Below are 19,031 nucleotides of genomic sequence, written 5' to 3' on the forward strand. Positions count from 1 at the left end.
CTTTATATCAATTTAGACTCAACAGCATGTCTTCCATCATTTCCTTGTTCATAGGACCTACAATTTTTTGATGAATGATACCTTTGGAATCAATGATGTAGCTTGTAGGGATAGAAACCGCCTGATAAAGATCCGCCACATGACTCTGCTCATCCAATACGATAGGAAACGTGAGACCAAACTGTTCAATAAACTTAGCAATATTTTCCGGTTGTCTTTCCGTTGCAGTCAGATTGACTCCTAGGATCACAATCCCTTTATCTTTATGTGTTTCATAGAACTCTTGCATATCCGGCATTTCTGCTCGACAAGGCGGACACCAGGTCGCCCACATATTGACAATCACCCGATTGCCTCGCAAATCAGAAAGTTTCATATTCTTTCCATCTAAAGTTTTCAGCTCAAAATCAGGAGCTAGGTTCCCTTGCTCCAAACCCACCGGCGCGTTCACTTCTTCTTGAGAAATTTCTTCTTTGCCTCCAACACTAGAGTCCTTCCCCGAGTCATACACACCCCAAATCACTAGACCGACTAATACCATCACTGCCAAAATATTTTTACCCATCGTCAAATCCTCCTTTTAATAAATAAAGGGTGTAAAGGTGGCCAGCCAAGCGCTCAATTTTTGCAGTTGGCCCGTAAAGAGCAATAAGCCCATAGAAATCAAGATCCAGCCGTTAATCAAAGATAGTCGCGGAAGCATTTTATTGACCTTTCTTACAGCACCAAGTGAATACGTAATCATCCAGGAAATCAAGAGAAAGGGGATCCCTAGACCTAAAGAGTAAACCAGTAAAAGAAGCAGACCACTGTACATCGTATCAACAGAACCGGCAAGCAAAAGAATAGAAGACAGAGCTAACCCCACACAGGGCGTCCAACCTGTACCAAAGGCTAATCCCATTAAAAAAGAAGTTCCATTGTTTTTCTTCCGACTAACATCAACCTCAAATCGCTTCTCGAACATCAAGAATCTTAAACTTAAGAAACCCGCCATCTGCATGCCAAACACAATAATCAAAAAACCACTTACCTTCTCAAGAATCCCACGATATTCAGCAAATAGTTGACCTAACACGCTTGCTGAAGCCCCCATTAGCATAAACACTAGGCTAAACCCTAAGATAAAATAAATGGAACGAGACATAAGGACCCGTTTAGGAACAACGATTTTCTCTGACTGAACCGTAGAACCGGTTAAATTGGCAATATAAGCAGGAATCAATGGAAAGATACAGGGGGAAAAGAAGGATAACATCCCCGCAGTAAAAGCAAAAAATATAGATATATTATCCAATCTATAAGGCTCCTCTCTCATTTCGTATAAAACGTGGGCTTGCAGCCCCAATAAAACCGATCAGGGAAATAGCTAGAAAGATAAGCTGATCTCTGGATAACCCCCACCACATTCCAACATGAACGTCTTTAAAATAATGAATAAAAATTTGGCTAAGTCCAAGCCAAACCATCCCATGAAAGGCTTGACTGACCGATTCCCTTCTATAAAACCACCATACAAATACGACCGATAATAAGATTTCACCAAGGTGGAACCACCGATCATTGTAGCTTGTGACCCAAGAAATTCCATGATAGAGAGCGCTAGCTCCTCCATATCCAAGTCCTAGCAAAATGATATAGAGATGAATGGTCATATCCTGCTTCTTTGCTTTATATAGAAGATAGATAAATACCGAAACAACAGCTAGGATCCATCCTTTGTAACCCCCTGAGAAATAAACCAAAGTCATCGGATAAGATAACACGGACATCGGATTAAAAAGAATATAACTGAATTTCCAAATACCAATACTAACCCAAACGGAATGGGTAATTGTATCCAGTATACTAGATCTCTGATCCTGCTCCATTCCCTTTAACCTTAGCTTAACTAAAAGATATCCGACCCCCACTGAAGCTAACAGCACAATCCACTTCCACTTCACAAGTAATGGTCCCCACTTGATTGCATCTTCCATCGTGTCCCTCCTTTATATTCCTTACTATAGACCAAGTTTGTTAAGATTCTTTAAAGAACCCCAGTAAATATTTAATTAATTGATCTCTCTCCTATCATTGGCACCTTAAACCAAAAGGAATGATAATGGTTCTTTGAATGGACTCCTACCTCTCCACTATGCTGTTCCACAATTTCTTTCACCAAGGCAAGCCCTAATCCAGAACCTCCTGTCTCACGATTTCTTGAAGGGTCTATCCGGTAAAAACGGTCAAAAACATGTTCGACATGTTCACTCGGAATAGGTTGTCCTTCGTTCATTACACTCACCTTGTAAGATCCGTCAACGATTTCACCCTCCACACGAACCCATCCACCTCGATCGTATTGAAGTACATTTTTCAACAAATTCACCATCACCTGTTTTAAACCATCCTCATGTCCCATCACTTCGCCAGCTTGGATACATGTGTGCATTGCTATTTCTTTGTTCTTAAATTCTAGAGCGAAACTCTCTAGTGCTGTTTCAATGACCTGCTCCATCTCTACTTTTCTCACCGTTTTCTCAGACCATTTCCTTGATTCCCATATATTTAACTGATGCATTTGTTCAACTAATCTTGTAATTCGCAGAGATTCCTCATGCAAGGATTCATAGATTTCTGGGTTCCCTTCTATTACTCCACTTTTTAAAGCTTCTAGGTATCCGTTCATGTTCGTAAGTGGTGTTCGTAATTCATGGGCAATGTCACTAACCATCTTCTTTCTCCATTCTTCCGTTTGCTGCAACTTTCTACTCAAGTTATTAAAATCAGCAGTCAGCATGCCTATTTCATCTGTAGTGTGAACGGGGATAGGCCCTGGGTATCTCCCCATTGCCATGTCCTTCGCGGCAAGACTTAGTCTTTTTAGTGGAGAAAACACTCTCTTAACAAATAGATAATGGATTAAACCTGCAATCAACATAGCCAAAAAACTCGCTTTGAGCAGGAAAGATTGCATCGTTTGATTAAATAATTCACTTTCTTCTCTTCCTATTGAAGGGTACTGATTCACAAGCAAGCAGGCATAGTCCTTCACGGAAACACCTGCAAGCCAGACGGCAATCCCAATGACCAGTCCATTTACAATAATTAATTTCCAGAAAACACTAAGACCCTTAAACCACTTTAGGATAGAAAAGTTAGTAGGCTGCAAACCGATATCCCATCCCTCTCACCGTTTCGATCAACTCTTGCTCTCCATCATATTTCACCTTCTCACGCAGCTTCCCTACATGGACGTCTATTGTTCTTTCTATCACGATCTTCTCTTGATTCGGATACAACTCATCAAGGAGTTGCTCGCGAGTCAGGATCTGATTAGGATGCCGCATGAAAAAGTAGAGAAGTTTGTATTCATGCTGTGTCAATGCTATTGGTTTCCCTCGGTAGTGAACCTCACCCCGCAAGGGTTTAACTGTAATCCCGCGATACGTAATTTTACTGCATCGATGTCCTGTCCTTCGCAATACAGACTCAACGCGTGCGACTAACTCAGCTGGGCTGAATGGTTTGGTCACATAATCATCTGCTCCCATTTTCAGACCTTTAATCTTCTCCTCTTCATCCACTTTAGCCGTTAGCATAATAATGGGAACCTCCGCCTTGTACTCAGACCGTAAGTTCTGACAGACCTCTTCTCCACTAACCTTGGGCAACATTAAATCAAGTATAATAAAACAGGGATCTAATTCATTAAAAGTCTGAAGGGCTTCCTCTCCATCAACCGCTTCAAATACTTCATATCCTTCTTTCTCTAAGTAAAGTTTGATTAACTTACGGATCTTATAGTCATCTTCAACAATCAGTATGGACTTTCCTTTTGTATTCATGTCTAGCCCCCTCAAGAATGACAAGCCTATATTCTATCGTATATATTTTTTGTTAAGATTCGTTAAAGACTTACTTTCATCTTCTATAGTTTTACTTGTTTGGACCTAGAACTAGGCGTCGCATGATCGTTCCCATTAACAATTCCTGTTGGTCGATGGTTCATAGCATCCATCAGTAGTCCAACAACTTCATTTTCACTGCGCATATGTTCCAATAATAATACTTTACCTTTTGGCTTACATACCCTCCTCATTTCCACCAACCCAGCAATCGGATCGGGTACAGAACAATAAACACAGGTAGCCACCACATAATCAAATGTATTGTCGGGAAAGGAAAGCTTCTGCGCATCCATCTCCATTAGTTTTACTAGTAGCTTTAAACTTTCTGCTTTGCTCCTTGTGAATCGTAACATCCCGGGACTGAAATCGATTCCCGTTAGGGACACTTCCCGAGGATAATACGCTAGATTCGCACCCGTTCCATACATGAGTCAGCAGTTCCTTTCTCCATTCTTGGTTAATCATCCTATCCATCCAATTAAATATCGCAGATATGCGATCATATCGTCTTTTAATGGTTTCATTTAGATTATTATCCATCGGTCTCTGTTCCTCTCCATTGATGTATCTCCTTTTTAACGTGTCCAATAGGTGTAAGTATCACTGATTCCCCATAAAATAAAGATGATTCTTTCAGTTAAATAGACAAGGGAAGGTACAATGCTTAACACTCTTTCCATTTTCAATGATAAAGGCAGTTCTTGAAGAATATGTAAAGAAGAGCAATACCCATGGGAAGAATCCCGTTTCTCCCCAGTAAAGAAAAAGGAATCAAGAACATCTCTTAAGACGCTCTCAATCCCCCTTTAATGAAGTAAAAAATTCAATTGCTTCTTTGAGATCATTTGGTTTAATAGTAATGGATTTTGAAATTAGAAAAAATATTCTATACCGAATTGAATTATCCAAATCAGTACAGTAGTTGTTAAAACAAAAACTAAAATATGGCTAACGGGTTGCTTCTTTCCTTCAAGGTATCTCAACAACAAGGCAAAGATAAAAATAGCAACAAGAATTTCTAAAAAAGAATCCATCGACTAGCCCTCAATATTAAAATATAAGATACATTTTTGAGCAATTGTATCACAACAATTCCCATTTGTATCCCATAGATTAGAAGTTTATGGAGCCAGCTTAGCTCCCAATACTTGAATAGTAAAAAGGAACAGGGATCTTGCTGTTTTGGGCTTCCCCTGTCAGAATGAGGCTGGTATTCTGACAGACTGGTGTTTGGGGCTTCCCCTGTCAGAATAAAACCCGATTTGGTTTCTCGTTGCCCTATACCGCAGTAACAAAGCAGGGAAAGATATAATCCTATCCGGTTCTACCGATCTCCGTCATAGCTAAAAAGATAAAGATTAATATACTCCCATGAATTCTAACCCTCTTCTTTCTACCATGCAACGGTTTTGGAAATAAAACCGTGTCCGGTTGAACCTTTTATAAACCAGAAACTACCACTTTGGCCGATTACATTTAGCTTCTCATTCTTTTCAACTGGACCCCTTAAATATCCTTGAGCTGAAGGGATATTTAAAAGGAAAGCTTTAGGAACTTTCACTGTAACTGCCCTTGCTTTTATAGATTTGATACGTGGTTGTAACATTTTCATAAAGATAGTCATAATTTCCATCACTGTTTATATCTCCAGAAAGCCCAATCCAACCTTCATCTTTGCGTTCAGCAATTACTTCAGTCCCATATTTCCAAGTAGCAATCAATCGATGTGCCTCATAGAAAAAGGGACTGTTTTTTAAAAAACAGCCCCTCCACAAATCATTGCTTTGTTTAGTTTGAAATTATGCTTCTTTCATAAGTTCTTACACGATTTCTACCCTCTTGCTTCGCTTGATAGAGAGCCCTATCCGCAGCTTCAACAAGATCATTTGCAGAAGTATACATAGTAGGAACCATAGTCGCTGTACCTAAACTAATCGTGACATGATCGCTAACTTTAGAGCCGGAATGAGGTATATTTAGGGCATCAATGGCTACTCTTATTTTTTCAGCCACGTGAATGGCTCCAGCTACATCTGTTTCAGGAAGAATCACACCAAATTCTTCCCCTCCATACCGAAACACTGTATCTCCTGATCTATCAAGGCTATCTGCAACCGATTGAGCCACTTCTTTCAAGCATCCATCTCCCGCTTGATGTCCGTACGTATCATTGTAGGCTTTAAAATGATCAATATCAATCATGATTAAGGATAGGGACGTTGAATTGCGAATCGCACGATTCCATTCCATTTCCAACATTTCATCAAAGCTACGCCTATTCCTTACTCCAGTTAAGCCATCCACCGTTGAAAGATGCTGAAGGAGCTTATTTGCTTCTTGAAGCTTTTGTTCCGTCAATTTTCGCTCCGTAATATTACGTGATACCACAATGAGTTTAGAACCTTCCAAATGGGTTTCATGCAAGACCCTTATGGATGATTCAAACCATATATATTCACCATCTTTTCTACGCATCCGGTAAGTAGAAATAATGAACCCAGTCTCCAGTAAAGTTTGATGATGTCTTTTAATAATTTCTTGGTCCTCAGGATGAATAAAATGATAGGCATCTTGGCCAACTAGTTCTTCGTTTTCATATTGAAGGATGATCTTACTAGCAGGTGAAGCATAGAGGTATTTCCCTTCAGCGTCATGTAGCGTGATCATATCGCTTGAATACTCTGCGAGCAGTCGGAAACGCTCTTCGCTTTCTTTTAGAACCTCCTCCATTTTCTTGCGTTCGGTAATATCCCGGGACACGGCATGAATTTCGTGGAGGGTACCATCTTCATTCCGTAGGGCTCTCGCTGTGGATTCAAGCCATGCATACTGACCATCCTTCCGTCGGACACGATAGCTAAAAGTAACCACATCCAATTCATTCATGACTTCAAAATGCAGTTCTGTTAAGGTTGGAAGATCTTCAGGGTGAACTTTATCAAAGACGGATTTCCCTATTAATTCCTCTGGCTCATATCCTATTAATCTTTTACATGCAGCAGATTGAAAAATATTAGTCCCATCTGCTGACATGAGTGTGATCATATCCGAAGAATTATTGGTAATGAATCGATAACGTTCCTCACTTTCCTTTAAGGCTTTTTCTGTCCTTTTTCTTTCTGTAATATTTCTAATAATGACTTGGCTTGCATTTTTTCCCTTATAGAATGTGAAATCAGATGAAATCTCAATATCAAAAATCTGTCCCATTAGATTCCTCATTTTCAATTCTGTTGTAGCTAATGGTTGTCTAGTTTCAAACAAGTGCTTAATTCGATTGGACATCCCCTCATGATAATCAGGATGGATAAATTCATAGATAGATTTGCCCACGATTTCATTATAGTCTGCTCCACCAATTAAATCCGTCGCCTTATCACTTACAAATAGAATGGTATGTCCATCATGAATAAGGATCGGGTCTGGAGATAAAACAATTAAACGTCTGTATCTCTCTTCACTTTCTCTTATTTGGTTCTCTATTTGCTTACGGTTTGTAATATCCCGAAAAATGGTTTGAGCAGCACGCTGATTTAAGTAAGTGACTGGAGCTCCTGTAACTTCTGCATCAAAGACTTCTCCATCGAATCTTACAAGTTTTTCCTCAATCCAATCTGCATTTACTCCTAACTCCTGTATGGAGTTCACGCGTTTTTGTGCAATCTGACGAAAATCTGGATGTATAAATTGCAGGATTGGTTTTCCTATCAATTTATCCTTTTGGGCTCCTAATAAAAGTTCCCTTGCTTTTGTATTATGATAGACAATTTTCCCTTGAGTGTGGACAATGATCCCTTCCGGAGATTGCTCGACTAATTGCTTATACCGTTTTTCACTATCCTTTAAAGCTTCTTCTGTCAATTTTCTTTGCGTAATATCTCTAGTTATACAGAGGAGTTCTTGAGAATCCTTCATGCTTCTTGAGGTTGTCTCCAACCAAATATAAGATCCGTCTTTTTGGAGAAACCGATATTGGACGCTGTAATTATCTGGTGTACTCATTATCGTCTCATGAGATATCTTAATCTTTTCCAAATCATCCGGAAGGTAGTAATCATAAGGATTTTTTCCTATCAGTTCTGCCACTTCATATCCTAGAATACTTCTACAAGAAGGCGATATGTATTTAAAAGTACCGTCTGCATGATGAGTAGATATGAGATCCATGGAATTATCAGCTATCATTTTATAATGCATAATTGAACGGTGATTTTCATTGGACGTTTTAATGTATTCGGCAAAAAAATAGGTAAAAATACCTGCAATCAACGATATGAACCAATAATTATATAGAATAAATTCGATAGAACCTGTATCATTTTTTGAAAAGAAATAGATTACAGCTGAGCTGATCGAAACATAGGAGACATTCATCAAAACGTACTTAACTATTTTGGATATATTTCTACTAGAATAAAAACCAAATAGAATCCCCATGACAATCGCTACCGTTCCAGCAGTAAGGGAAGCAGCATTTGCCCCATATAGCAATACGCGCATGACTCCAATAATCATCCCCGAAACAATCGATGATACAGGCCCACCAAAAATTCCAGCCACAACCAAAGCTAAATGTCTTAGATCTACGATGACAATATCCGTGACGTGAATTGTACTAACCATTAATAAGGTTCCGAGTATTCCTGCCCCGAGTCCTGCATAAATCCTTGTCATGACTGGTACATTCAAATCTAAGGGTCTATCCTGAAAAAACTTCCCTGCAATATATAAGAGAGCTGCTGTAATGGCTAGGTTATTTAATAAATCAATATACATAAACTTGCCTCCGGTAAATCCATTTGAAATCCCTCTATTATGTTTCAAAAGTGATATACCTATTTTAGTTTACTTTCTAATATTTTCATATTAATAAATGTGAAGATATGTTGAACTACTCATGGTTCATTTCTCTCAGCGAACACTAATGGTTAATTTCTCCGTTTTCTCACTGACAAAGGCATAAAGAATCTGCTTTAATTCAACATTTTCCTCGTTCAATTTTTCCAATAGCCATTGTTTGCTCTTTTTTTGTTCTTTCAGATTATTATGCTGGATCTTTCCATCAATAACAACAGAGATGGGCATTCCATCATCATCGATGTCAAGATTCAAGTGCTGTACCGTGACAGGCGTATTTTCCGATTTTGGGATAACGCTGATTTCCCCAATCGGTTCAAGAACGGCATAGTCGATATCCGATATTTTAGGATAGCCCCGGCTTCTCAAGATGGATAGAAGTTGGGCTACGGAGATTCTCGCCTTCTCCAATTGGTCTTCTAAGATTTTCCCCCGTTTGATCAGGATCGTTGGCTTGCCCAGGAAGAATCGATTAAAGATTTGATTCAATGTCAGCTTTGCGAAAATAATATGCAGAACTACAAGAATTCCTAATACCTGAAGTGTTGGTTTGATCTCCGTACTAATTAAAGGCTCGGAGGCTACTGTTCCGATGATTATGATGGCTACCAAGTCATAAGGTGTCATTTGGACGATCGTGGACTTCCCCATTAATCGCATGATAGCTATGGTAATGAGATAGAGCGATAGGATTTTTATGAACAGCATAAGTGCCTCCGAATGAAAGATTGTAAACATGATGAGATTGGAAACTCAAACCCCATCCATTGTTTGTAGTAATTTTATTTTCCCATAAAATGGCCATTTTTATTAAGCTATTCTGCCCTTTAGTGGAGTCCCTTTTACAAAAGTAAAAGAATGCCCAAGTATCCCCATAGACGATATTGGTTCCGTTAGGGAAACAAAAAGGTGGCAACAGCCCCATTTAATAGGTACCTATCACCACCTGTATATTGAAAATTATTCGGGTTGATTTAGTCTAAGCCAATCTTGATAATTCTTCACAATCGGCAAATGAGCTTGATCCCATTCTAGGTATTTCATGGCATGAGATGTATTAAACAGTACCACCTCATCCGTCGGCCGAATCCATCCCTGATCAAGCAAACGTGTCAATCCAGCCCACGTTGCCGCTCCTTCTGGCGAGGATGAAATGCCTTGTGTGCCAAACGAGCGTTGAGCATTTTGGATCTCTTCGGGAGAGACGGCTACAGCGGTGCCGCCAGATTGACGGAGAATAGAAACAATCCATTCCCCGTCCGGTGGATGGGGAACCCGCATTCCGGTTGGATTGGAGGTAACCTCATGAAACTGGGGCTGGAATTTCCCCTTGCTCTCCATAGTCTTAACAATAGGTTGACAACCCATTTCCTGTACACTCACCATCCGAGGCAAATCTCCCTGGATAAATCCCAATTTCTTCAATTGCTGAAATGCATTCCACATTCCGATGACACCAGAACCACCGCCTGTCGGATAAATAATCACATCGGGAAGCTTCCACCCTAACTGCTCAGCCAGCTCCAATCCCATCGTTTTTTTTCCTTCAGCCCTTCCAGGTTCTTTCAGCGTCCCAACGTGGTACCAACCTTGCTTTTGCTCACCTTCCACAATAATTTGACCTGCATCGTGGATCAACCCATCCACCAAGAACGTTTGAGCCCCGTAATGACAACATTCCTCAGCAATCAGCCCTGGACAATCTTGGGGTAGGAAGACATAGGCTTCCATTCCTGCATGAGCAGCATAGGCTAATAAGGCTGAAGCTGCGTTGCCATTGGAGTTCACCGCCACCTTTTTTATGCCATGCTCTTTTGCAATGGAAAGAGCAGCAGAAAACCCACGTGATTTAAAGCTGCGGGTAGGGTTCTGTTCTTCCCTTTTTACCCAGAGCTTTTGTAGGGGGAAGGTTCGTTCAGCATGATGCAATCGAATCAAAGGGGTCCAGCCTTCACCCAAGGAAACAATATTCTCCTCCTTTGCAACAGGCAAAAGTTCTACATATCTCCACATATTGGTTGCTCGCTCTTTCAAGCTTTCTTTAGTCAAGGTTCGACTAACAGCATCAAGATCATAATCTACTAACAATGTTCCACCACAGCTGCACTTCGTTTCTTTTATCTTAAATGGCTTTTGCTTCCCACAAATTTTACAGGTTAATCCGAAAGACACGACGAGAACCTCCTATCACCCAATTAGCTTTTACTAGATTATGAAGGAGTCTGAAAAGTGTGATAGTTAGCCTAAATTATACAAACTTCAGCTCATGAACATTCATTTTTGCCTCTTTTACATAGTCTGTTGTAGAGAATAATGAACATATGGACAGAAATGAGGCGATTCCTAAGAAATGAATAGGCTCATGTGCAAGGGGAAAATTCATCGAGCAACCGTTACGGAAGCGAGTCTAGATTATGTCGGGAGCATTACCATTGATGCTCTTTTAATGAAAATGGCCAATATTCATCCATACGAGATGGTACAAGTAACCAGTCTGCGAAACGCAACACGCTGGAAAACCTACGCCATACCGGCTCAAGAAGGATCGGGGAAGATTTGTTTAAACGGTCCTCCTGCTCATCTATTTGAGCCTGGAGATCTTGTAATTATCTTAAGCATGGGACTCTTCGATGAAGAGGAAGTAAAAAAACTTGTTCCCAAAGTCGTTTTTGTTGATAACAAAAATCAGATCACACATTATGAGGATCACCCGTTGTTTACTGAAGACGGGGAAGTGAATTGGAGTGGCTTATAGTCGAAGCAAACTGAACAAACATAACCTGATGGCAAAATCCTCTTCTTTAAATTCCGCCCTTCCTCAAACTAGATCCCTATCTAAAGACAATTTTATATCCCTGCTAAAAAAATACCGAGATGTCATTGTCAAACCATCCATCGGATCAGGCGGCGTTGGCGTCATGTCAGTTTCTTCCCTAAACAATGGAAAATACAAGATTCAATTTGAAAAAACCATTAAAATGGTCAAAGGACTTCAATCCGCCTATTCCTTTATTCGGAACAGCACAAATGGAAGTCCCTATATCGTGCAACAGAAAATAACCTTGGCGAAAGTTGGAAGGATGCCTTTTGATGCTCGTGTGATGATCCAAAGAAATAAGAATTCAGATTGGATCATTACGGGTAAATTAGCAAAAATAGCAGGCGCTGGCTATATTGTCACCAACGTCGCACGCAGTAGAGGGAGAGTCATTCCTTTATCCTCAGCGATAAGACAATCCAATTTACGAGGAAAATCATCCAGTCAAATCCAGAGCCAAATGGATTCGATTTCTCTAAAAGTTGCAAAACAACTGCAAAAGTATTATCGAATTGATACGGTGGGGTTGGATCTGGGAGTCGATCCAAATGGCAAGGTGTGGATAATAGAGGCGAACTTTACTCCGATTATATCATTATTTTTAAGATTAAAGGATAAATCGATTTACAGGAAGATTAAGAACTATCGATTAAAACGTTACTGAATAGTCCCTATAGACACTTCCTATTTCTAAAAGCAATAAAATCCCCACTTCTATAAAGTAGTGGGGATTAGTTGTCATAGTAAGATTATATCTCAATCTTTTTTTTCACCCTGGTGCGATTACAACATTGTTTCCAAAAATAATCTGTTTAGCGTATTCTCTACCCAGACTCCTCATTGCTCTTTAACTAATCGAAGCGATCCGCTGCGGTAACAGGTACTCGCCAGAATGCAGACAAACGGCATGACCGGAAGATGGTAACGCGGCTGAACTTCATAAAATAGATGGAAAACAAACGTAATGAGAATAAATCCCGTCATCAGGATCATGCCCCAATGATTCGACCGGAGGGTAAGGATGACGCCCACAAAGGCAAAACACCAAAGATAAAAATAATAAGCATTATGAGCCCTATGAAGAAAGTCGAATAAGGTGCTGTGCTTTCCCTCCCTAAACAACTGAGACTCCTTCGTTGACCAACTCAACAGATGATCGTTTGCCCACATTCGATCGAATTTTTCCCCTAATGCGAAATGAAGGAAGCGCCTTGGCTCTAGCAGAATTCTAGAAATGGCTTCTTCTTTAGCTTTTTGCATGATCGCCAGATGGTCCAGTGATTCTCCTGCCCTTTTCCCCTCTTGATACAAGTTCATCACTTCCGCCTTATTATAAGTGCCGTTTGTCGCTTGGCTTGTTCCAAAAAGCAGAACGATATCTCCCCACGGATTACTGGTGATCGAAATCATCCCGTATTTCTCATAATTCCAAACGACCTGCGGGAAAACCGTAACGGCAAAAGAAAAGGTAATCATTACACTCATGATCATACGCTTAGACATCGTAAACTTGGGCTTGGGAATCATCCACAAAACACTGCCCATGATCAAAAGATAAAGAATTGAAACATTCCTCGATAAATAGGCGACCCCACAGCATAAACCGCACAAAATCAGTTTCAATACAATCAATGAGTCCGTTTCATACATAATGGAAAAAAAGAAATAGACCGTCAACAAGATGAACGTCATCATTAACACTTCTGAACTGATCACAGAGGTAAAACTGATCCCACCTGGGTAAAAAGCATAGAGATACGAAGCCACCCAGCTTTTCTCGTTGCGCGTAAGCATCCACACTATTCGGTAAACTAGCCATACTTGAAGTCCCGCCAAGGCGGAATTAGCCACATAGGCCAGCCAAACCCCATCGACCAACCTTCGCATCATGCTATAATACAAGATCGATGCTGGAGCCTTGCTTTCAAAAATAGAGGAAAGACCTTGAGCTACAAAATAAGCTTTTTCCCAAAAGGTCAAGAAATCACTCATAGGCTGGGTTTGGACAAGGAAACACCATATCATTCGGACAAAAACGGAAGCTAAAACGATTAAAAATACAAGATATTTCTGGTGATTCAACCGAGTTTGAATGAAAAAGGGAACTAAAAAAAGAATCAAGACCAAAGAAAACTCGAGTAACCCATCCCTAAACAACCTGTGATAAGAAATAAAGCGCAAGAGCAGCCAACTCGAGAATAAAATAAAGGAAATTGAAAACATCTTTTGAAGGATGCCCGATGGCGTTAATGTTTTCATCGTTTTTTCACCTTGGATTATTTTGTCGTTAGGACTAATTTATCCAGATTCTACCATTCAAACTCGAGTTTAAGAAAAAATACTACTTAATAAAAGGAATTACTGCTTCTATGTAGGAATACTGCTCATCTGGGGAAAGAATGGGACATATTAACCAACTCGTTCAGTTATTCTGCCCAATACTACAATAGGAGCCTCTCGGAGAGATTGACAGGATATCTTGACACGGATGACAAAATTCTGCGATCAACTTTGGGATTTCAAATGAGGCTCGTATTCGGACAGAGCAAGCCTTCCGTCGATGTACTAGACTTTCTTTTGAAGAATAAAGTGATAAAAGAAGGCAATGTCTTTGTACGGACCACTTTGTCCTAACTGTAGCTCTAGTTCAAGCAAATCTTGAAATATTTTGGGGTTATCTTGAATTTCTGTAGTTGTATAGTCAAACACGCAGCGTACACCATAATGCTCTACAAGCTTTAAACTTAATTGTTCAAACCACGTAAGAAAGGTTGTCAATGAATATTGATGTACATACGCCCCAATTAAAGGATTGTATTCTTTTTCTCTGTTCATCATTTCTTTAGCAGCGAATAGATCCATTTCCACAATCGCTTTTTTTAGAACTTTTCCAGCTGGGTTATGTGTAATAATCGATATATATCCTCCAGGATTAAGCAAAGAGTAAAGTTTCCCCAATGCGTCAGTAGGACGATCTAAATACCCTAGCACATTGTGACATAAGATCCAATCATATGTTTTACCTTCCAATAGATCATCTATGTTTTCTAGCTGGCCTTGCAGAAAGGTAATTTCTTGTTTCTTTTCTTTCGCTTTTTGCTCAGCAACACGAATCATGTCTGGTGTCATATCAACACCCGTAACAAGATGTCCTTGTTCAGCTAACCATATCGATGTTAAACCGAAGCCACAGCCTATATCCAAGATATTTAATGTTTTATTCTGAGCTAAATGCTCGGCAATCTGATTCCAGGTGATGGTATAAAAGAGCTTCCCTGAAGTGGTTTCTACATCTCGAAGATAGTCTGGCAAACTCTTCGTAAAAGCTTCAATGATTTTCTGATTTTCAGTCACTGTGTCTCACCTTCTTTTTTACATAGCTATAGGATATCTCCAACATGAGAAGAACATACTAATCACTTAGTCCGTTTTTATCTTTCTTTAACAATTTTGAATACCATATGGAGTGTCGCTTCTTAATATAATCGGCATCTACATACCCTGAAAACATACCCGGAATGAGGTGTCTATTCTCCTTCACGATAAAGGCGGCTAAGTGACCCAAAATTCCAACAATCAAGGTTACAGTCGCTAAGTTATGAAGATGAGTGGACCAGGCAATTACTTCAAATGGTATGTTTAAGCCTGACATATTTTTTATTATTTTGATGATCCCAGTGACTACCAATACCAATATACTTAACCCTATGAATACATAAGCTAGGCGCTGTTCGGCTAAATATTTATCAGACGGTGGTTCTTTTCCTCTTGTAATCATGGCTTTAATAATTTGATAGGATTCCTTTAGATCTCCTCTTCGTGGAACGATGTCATACTCTCTTCTTAACACATGGAATACGATATGATAAACAACTACAAACAATAGTAATATTGCCCCTAGATAATGTAAATACAGGGTGCTAAAGTAATCCCCTAACCATTCGCTGTACGGAAGCTTCGTTACGTTGTATCTCTTATAGAATGGAAGTTGACCTATACCGGATATAATCAAAGTAAAAATGGAAAGAGCGGCAAACCAGTGGACGAAGCGATTGGAAAAACTATGCCTTTTTATTTTTTCTTTCTTATTCATACTCACCCTTTTTCTCTCCTTTCATTGTCCTATAGGCTGCAATTCCCGCCGCCGCTGCTCCAGCAATAGGAGCAATCAAAGCACTCATCATCATTCCGTCAAATGTATCCAGTTTGTTCTCAATATCGATACTCATGCCGGGTCTCCCTGGCAACTGGTCCTTCGTTGTCAACTTATCTTGACGAATCGCTTGATCAATCTTCTCGAACGGTACCTTAGAAACATAGAACGTAGCCGTTCCACCGTTTTGTTTATCCCCGTATACATAGCCACCAACTTCTTTAGCCCTTTCATAAGCTAATGCTTTCATTTCTTCTTTTGACCCCAATATAATGGCTTGCTTTGGACACGAGGTGACACAGGCTGGTTCCATTCCTTTTTCTAGCAGATCCGCACAAAAATCGCATTTGTACATAACACCTCCGCCTGCTAGTTCAGGAAGCAATTTCATATAGAGGCCAACTCCCGCTTGACGCTGTGGTATATCCCAAGGACATGCATCCCGGCACTTTGCTCCTCCCATACAAATCTCATCGTCTATTGTTACGGCTCCAGAAGAAGATTTTTCAATAGCGGCAAAAGGACATAACTTCATACAAGTTGGTTCATCACAATGCATGCACCTGCGTGGAACAAAAACTTCTTCTTTGCGACCCTCATGCTCTACTTCTACGCGGTCTACAAAAGTCAAATTATAGGGAGTTAATCGATCTGTTACCTCTCTTTGATCAGACCAATCTTCGTACTTTTTTTGAGGCCAATAAGGCTTGATAGGTTGCTGAGGTTCTGGAAATCGAGCAGCATTTTTCTTACTACAAGCAGAAACGCATAACGGGACAGGTTCATCTCTACAACCGTCGCATACCGTCAAGTCTATAACCGTTCCCATTCTTTGATCTTCTATGTTTTTTGCTGACACCACAGTCTTTAGCCCACTAACGGCAACTGCTCCAATGGCACTAGATGCTGCCGTTCTCTTTAGAAACGTTCTTCTTGAAATATTATTACTCATTTATCATCCCTCCTTCCCCATAATACCTATACATGTATATATATGCTGTGAATTTTATCACTTCATGAAAAAGATAATAAAAAAACCGACCTTCACAAAGGTCGGCACTGATATCGCACACTTAGTGGGTAGCAGAACCCTGAATCAAAATACTCCTACCCTTTCCTGATATATGCTTTAATTCCTGTTTCAGTGGTGTCTAAGGTTAGCAAGGTATTACCCGTTTTCTTGCACCACGCTTCGACGTCCTGGATAAATCCCCGGTCCGTAGCACAAATTTCTAGAACTTCACCCTTCTTCATTTCTTTCATATTCTTATTGACGGCCAATACAGGACCAGGACATGAAAGCCCACAAGCATTAATCGTTCGATGAATAGGAGTATCATATTGAGATACTTCCTTTGCAATCCCAGAATCATCAACCTCAACTTGAGGACTTGCATTCTGTCCATATACGGCTGAGTACGTTTTCCATCCGCCATCTAGGTTTTTTACAGTAATTCCGTTCTCCCTTAGAATCCGAGCGGCTAAATATCCTCTTAACCCTACTTGGCAGGAAACATAGATCGTCTGATCCTTCGGTAGTTGCTCCAAACGTTTACGAATTTCACCTAAGGGAATATTGATAGATCCTTCAATAAATCCAAAATTCCGTTCAATCGGCTCACGAACATCAACCAACATTCCTCCGTCTTGAATAACTTGATCAATTTCATGCCATTGTACGGTTTTCATTCCATCTTCAATCATGTTGGAAGCGACAAAGCCAGCCATATTGACAGGATCTTTCGCGGAAGAATAAGGGGGAGCGTAAGCAAGCTCCAAGTCGGCCAAATCAAAGACCGTCATCCCAGCTTTAATAGCTGTAGCGATCACATCCATACGCTTATCCGCACCGTCCACTCCAACCGCTTGCGCCCCTAGAATGAAACCCTCCTTGGGGTCAAAGATCAATTTTAAAGCGATGGGATGGGAACCCGGATAATATCCAGCATGGGAACCTGGGTGAATATGAACAACTTCATAGGCTATCCCTAGTCTTTTTAAATTCTTTTCATTATTACCTGTAGATGCTGCTGTATAGTCAAATACTTTGACAACGGAAGTTCCCATCGTACCTGCATACTTTTGTTTTCTATCATAAATATTGTTAGCCACAATTCTTCCTTGACGATTAGCAGGACCCGCAAGTGGGATCATGGCTGGCTGTTTTGTGATGAAATCCACTACTTCAATGGCATCCCCAATCGCATAAATGCTCTCATCGCTCGTCTGAAGGTATTCGTTGACTCGGATTCCACCACGCTCTCCGACCTGCAACCCAGCCTCGACCGCTAGTTTGTTCTCCGGTTTCACTCCAATGGATAATATGGTCATATCGGTTTCAACTTCAGTTCCGCTTGAAAGGATGATTCGCTTTCCTTCATAACTAAAGGATTGAACTCCATCCTGTAAAATCAAGTTTACACCCTTATCCTTCAAGTGCGTATGAAGGATAGCCGCCATCTCATAGTCCAACGGTGCCATGACCTGATTGGCCATTTCTACAAGAGTAACATGAATACCCCGATCGACTAGATTTTCAGCCATTTCCAAACCGATAAATCCACCACCAATCACAACGGCTTGCCTTGGCTTTTGTTCATCTACATGTGCTTTAATTCGATCCGTATCTGGAATGTTTCGAAGAGTAAAGACATGCTTTGCCTCCTCGATACCTGGAATGGGAGGAACGATCGGACTGGCTCCAGGCGACAATACCAACACATCATACCCTTCTTCATAAACCTCTTGAGTAGCTAGATTTTTGACTTCCACGGTTTTTTTATCCCGATTGATGCGCTGAACTTCCGATAGGTTTCGAATATCCAAGTTGAATTTCTCACTCATTCCTTCTACCGTCTGCACTAAGAGCTTATTTCGTTCTTTGATCGTTTCCCCAATATAATAAGGAAGTCCACAATTAGCAAAAGAAATGAACTCTCCACGTTCAAATAGTATGATTTGTGATGTTTCATCAAGTCTTCGTAAACGAGCTGCCGTTGTTGCTCCACCTGCTACACCACCAACGATCATAATTTTCTTCATGGTTTCTCCCACCTTTGGTTGTTTTATTTTTATGTTTCTTTGGATTTAGTTGTTTTCATGGGTTAAGTATAAAAGAGAACTCGCCGATAGTATGTGAAAAAACTCACACATGTACAGGTATATGTATATTTGTTTCCCTTTTCATTCAACCACTGGTTTAGCTTTCAAAAAAAAATGAAGATAATGTGACGAATCTAGGAAAGCCAACATTCATAATGAACAAATGAGTATAATGTATGTAAAAGAATAGAGAGATAAGGGTGGTGGA

The 19,031-nt window shown here is 40.2% G+C and carries 17 protein-coding genes; 2 read left to right on the plus strand and 15 right to left on the minus strand.

The annotated features are described in order from the left end of the window. Positions 1–7: 7 nt before the first annotated feature. The 10 genes from EIZ39_RS10985 to EIZ39_RS11030 all read right to left on the minus strand — a co-directional run bounded on the left by EIZ39_RS10985 (position 8) and on the right by EIZ39_RS11030 (position 10,922). Positions 8–565, minus strand: coding sequence for a peroxiredoxin family protein (locus EIZ39_RS10985; protein WP_129200013.1), 558 nt, complete (start codon positions 563–565; stop codon positions 8–10). Between the two features lie 15 nt (positions 566–580). Continuing rightward, a complete protein-coding gene (locus EIZ39_RS10990) occupies positions 581–1,297 on the minus strand; it encodes a cytochrome c biogenesis CcdA family protein (protein ID WP_129200014.1) in 717 nt (238 codons plus the stop codon). A gap of 1 nt (position 1,298) precedes the next feature. Further along, positions 1,299–1,979 carry a hypothetical protein gene (locus tag EIZ39_RS10995; RefSeq protein WP_129200015.1) on the minus strand — a complete coding sequence of 227 codons (681 nt, stop codon included), beginning with the start codon at positions 1,977–1,979 and terminating at the stop codon, positions 1,299–1,301. 71 nt (positions 1,980–2,050) lie between these two features. Next, a complete protein-coding gene (locus tag EIZ39_RS11000; RefSeq protein ID WP_240675769.1) occupies positions 2,051–3,154 on the minus strand; it encodes a sensor histidine kinase in 1,104 nt (367 codons plus the stop codon). Then, positions 3,141–3,830 carry a response regulator gene (locus tag EIZ39_RS11005; RefSeq protein ID WP_129200017.1) on the minus strand — a complete coding sequence of 230 codons (690 nt, stop codon included), beginning with the start codon at positions 3,828–3,830 and terminating at the stop codon, positions 3,141–3,143. The genes EIZ39_RS11000 and EIZ39_RS11005 overlap by 14 nt, the downstream gene beginning before the upstream one ends. Before the next feature lie 83 nt (positions 3,831–3,913). Then, a complete protein-coding gene (locus EIZ39_RS11010) occupies positions 3,914–4,321 on the minus strand; it encodes a class I SAM-dependent methyltransferase (RefSeq protein ID WP_240675770.1) in 408 nt (135 codons plus the stop codon). Positions 4,322–5,286: 965 nt separating this feature from the next. Continuing rightward, complete coding sequence (locus tag EIZ39_RS11015; protein ID WP_129200018.1) at positions 5,287–5,529, minus strand: hypothetical protein; 243 nt, start codon at positions 5,527–5,529, stop codon at positions 5,287–5,289. 152 nt (positions 5,530–5,681) lie between these two features. Then, a complete protein-coding gene (locus EIZ39_RS11020) occupies positions 5,682–8,669 on the minus strand; it encodes a PAS domain S-box protein (protein WP_129200019.1) in 2,988 nt (995 codons plus the stop codon). 135 nt (positions 8,670–8,804) lie between these two features. Beyond that, positions 8,805–9,458, minus strand: a complete 654-nt coding sequence (locus EIZ39_RS11025) for a DUF421 domain-containing protein (protein ID WP_240675771.1) — start codon at positions 9,456–9,458, stop codon at positions 8,805–8,807. A 252-nt stretch (positions 9,459–9,710) separates the two neighbouring features. Then, complete coding sequence (locus EIZ39_RS11030; RefSeq protein ID WP_129200021.1) at positions 9,711–10,922, minus strand: threonine synthase; 1,212 nt, start codon at positions 10,920–10,922, stop codon at positions 9,711–9,713. Between the two features lie 178 nt (positions 10,923–11,100). Here EIZ39_RS11030 and panD point away from each other — a divergent pair, with 178 nt between their 5' ends. Both panD and EIZ39_RS11040 read left to right on the plus strand, forming a co-directional pair. After that, a complete protein-coding gene (panD, locus tag EIZ39_RS11035; protein ID WP_129200022.1) occupies positions 11,101–11,505 on the plus strand; it encodes an aspartate 1-decarboxylase in 405 nt (134 codons plus the stop codon). Further along, the gene (locus EIZ39_RS11040) at positions 11,495–12,232 is read left to right on the plus strand and encodes a YheC/YheD family protein (RefSeq protein ID WP_129200023.1); all 738 of its coding nucleotides are present in this window, start codon (positions 11,495–11,497) and stop codon (positions 12,230–12,232) included. The genes panD and EIZ39_RS11040 overlap by 11 nt, the downstream gene beginning before the upstream one ends. Positions 12,233–12,405: 173 nt before the next feature. Here EIZ39_RS11040 and EIZ39_RS11045 read toward each other — a convergent pair whose 3' ends face one another. The 5 genes from EIZ39_RS11045 to EIZ39_RS11065 all read right to left on the minus strand — a co-directional run bounded on the left by EIZ39_RS11045 (position 12,406) and on the right by EIZ39_RS11065 (position 18,763). Beyond that, complete coding sequence (locus EIZ39_RS11045) at positions 12,406–13,827, minus strand: hypothetical protein (protein WP_129200024.1); 1,422 nt, start codon at positions 13,825–13,827, stop codon at positions 12,406–12,408. A 306-nt stretch (positions 13,828–14,133) separates the two neighbouring features. Beyond that, entirely contained in the window at positions 14,134–14,922 is a 789-nt protein-coding gene (locus EIZ39_RS11050; protein WP_129200025.1) for a class I SAM-dependent methyltransferase, read from the minus strand. A gap of 58 nt (positions 14,923–14,980) precedes the next feature. Further along, the gene (locus tag EIZ39_RS11055) at positions 14,981–15,661 is read right to left on the minus strand and encodes a formate dehydrogenase subunit gamma (RefSeq protein WP_129200266.1); all 681 of its coding nucleotides are present in this window, start codon (positions 15,659–15,661) and stop codon (positions 14,981–14,983) included. Beyond that, positions 15,654–16,673 carry a 4Fe-4S dicluster domain-containing protein gene (locus tag EIZ39_RS11060; protein WP_129200026.1) on the minus strand — a complete coding sequence of 340 codons (1,020 nt, stop codon included), beginning with the start codon at positions 16,671–16,673 and terminating at the stop codon, positions 15,654–15,656. The genes EIZ39_RS11055 and EIZ39_RS11060 overlap by 8 nt, the downstream gene beginning before the upstream one ends. Before the next feature lie 155 nt (positions 16,674–16,828). Further along, the gene (locus tag EIZ39_RS11065) at positions 16,829–18,763 is read right to left on the minus strand and encodes a CoA-disulfide reductase (protein ID WP_129200027.1); all 1,935 of its coding nucleotides are present in this window, start codon (positions 18,761–18,763) and stop codon (positions 16,829–16,831) included. Positions 18,764–19,031 lie beyond the last annotated feature (268 nt).

The organism is Ammoniphilus sp. CFH 90114 (assembly GCF_004123195.1).
GTDB lineage: Bacteria > Bacillota > Bacilli > Aneurinibacillales > RAOX-1 > YIM-78166.

Excerpts from the sequence above, each read along its gene's own strand:
- EIZ39_RS11005 (WP_129200017.1), bottom strand. The coding sequence starts at position 3,830 with ATGAATACAAAAGGAAAGTCCATACTGATTGTTGAAGATGACTATAAG.
- EIZ39_RS11010 (WP_240675770.1), bottom strand. The coding sequence starts at position 4,321 with ATGTATGGAACGGGTGCGAATCTAGCGTATTATCCTCGGGAAGTGTCC.
- panD (WP_129200022.1), top strand. The coding sequence starts at position 11,101 with ATGAATAGGCTCATGTGCAAGGGGAAAATTCATCGAGCAACCGTTACG.
- EIZ39_RS11060 (WP_129200026.1), bottom strand. The coding sequence starts at position 16,673 with ATGAGTAATAATATTTCAAGAAGAACGTTTCTAAAGAGAACGGCAGCA.
- EIZ39_RS11065 (WP_129200027.1), bottom strand. The coding sequence starts at position 18,763 with ATGAAGAAAATTATGATCGTTGGTGGTGTAGCAGGTGGAGCAACAACG.
- EIZ39_RS11020 (WP_129200019.1), bottom strand. The coding sequence starts at position 8,669 with ATGTATATTGATTTATTAAATAACCTAGCCATTACAGCAGCTCTCTTA.
- EIZ39_RS10995 (WP_129200015.1), bottom strand. The coding sequence starts at position 1,979 with ATGGAAGATGCAATCAAGTGGGGACCATTACTTGTGAAGTGGAAGTGG.
- EIZ39_RS11055 (WP_129200266.1), bottom strand. The coding sequence starts at position 15,661 with ATGAATAAGAAAGAAAAAATAAAAAGGCATAGTTTTTCCAATCGCTTC.
- EIZ39_RS11025 (WP_240675771.1), bottom strand. The coding sequence starts at position 9,458 with ATGCTGTTCATAAAAATCCTATCGCTCTATCTCATTACCATAGCTATC.
- EIZ39_RS10985 (WP_129200013.1), bottom strand. The coding sequence starts at position 565 with ATGGGTAAAAATATTTTGGCAGTGATGGTATTAGTCGGTCTAGTGATT.
- EIZ39_RS11045 (WP_129200024.1), bottom strand. The coding sequence starts at position 13,827 with ATGAAAACATTAACGCCATCGGGCATCCTTCAAAAGATGTTTTCAATT.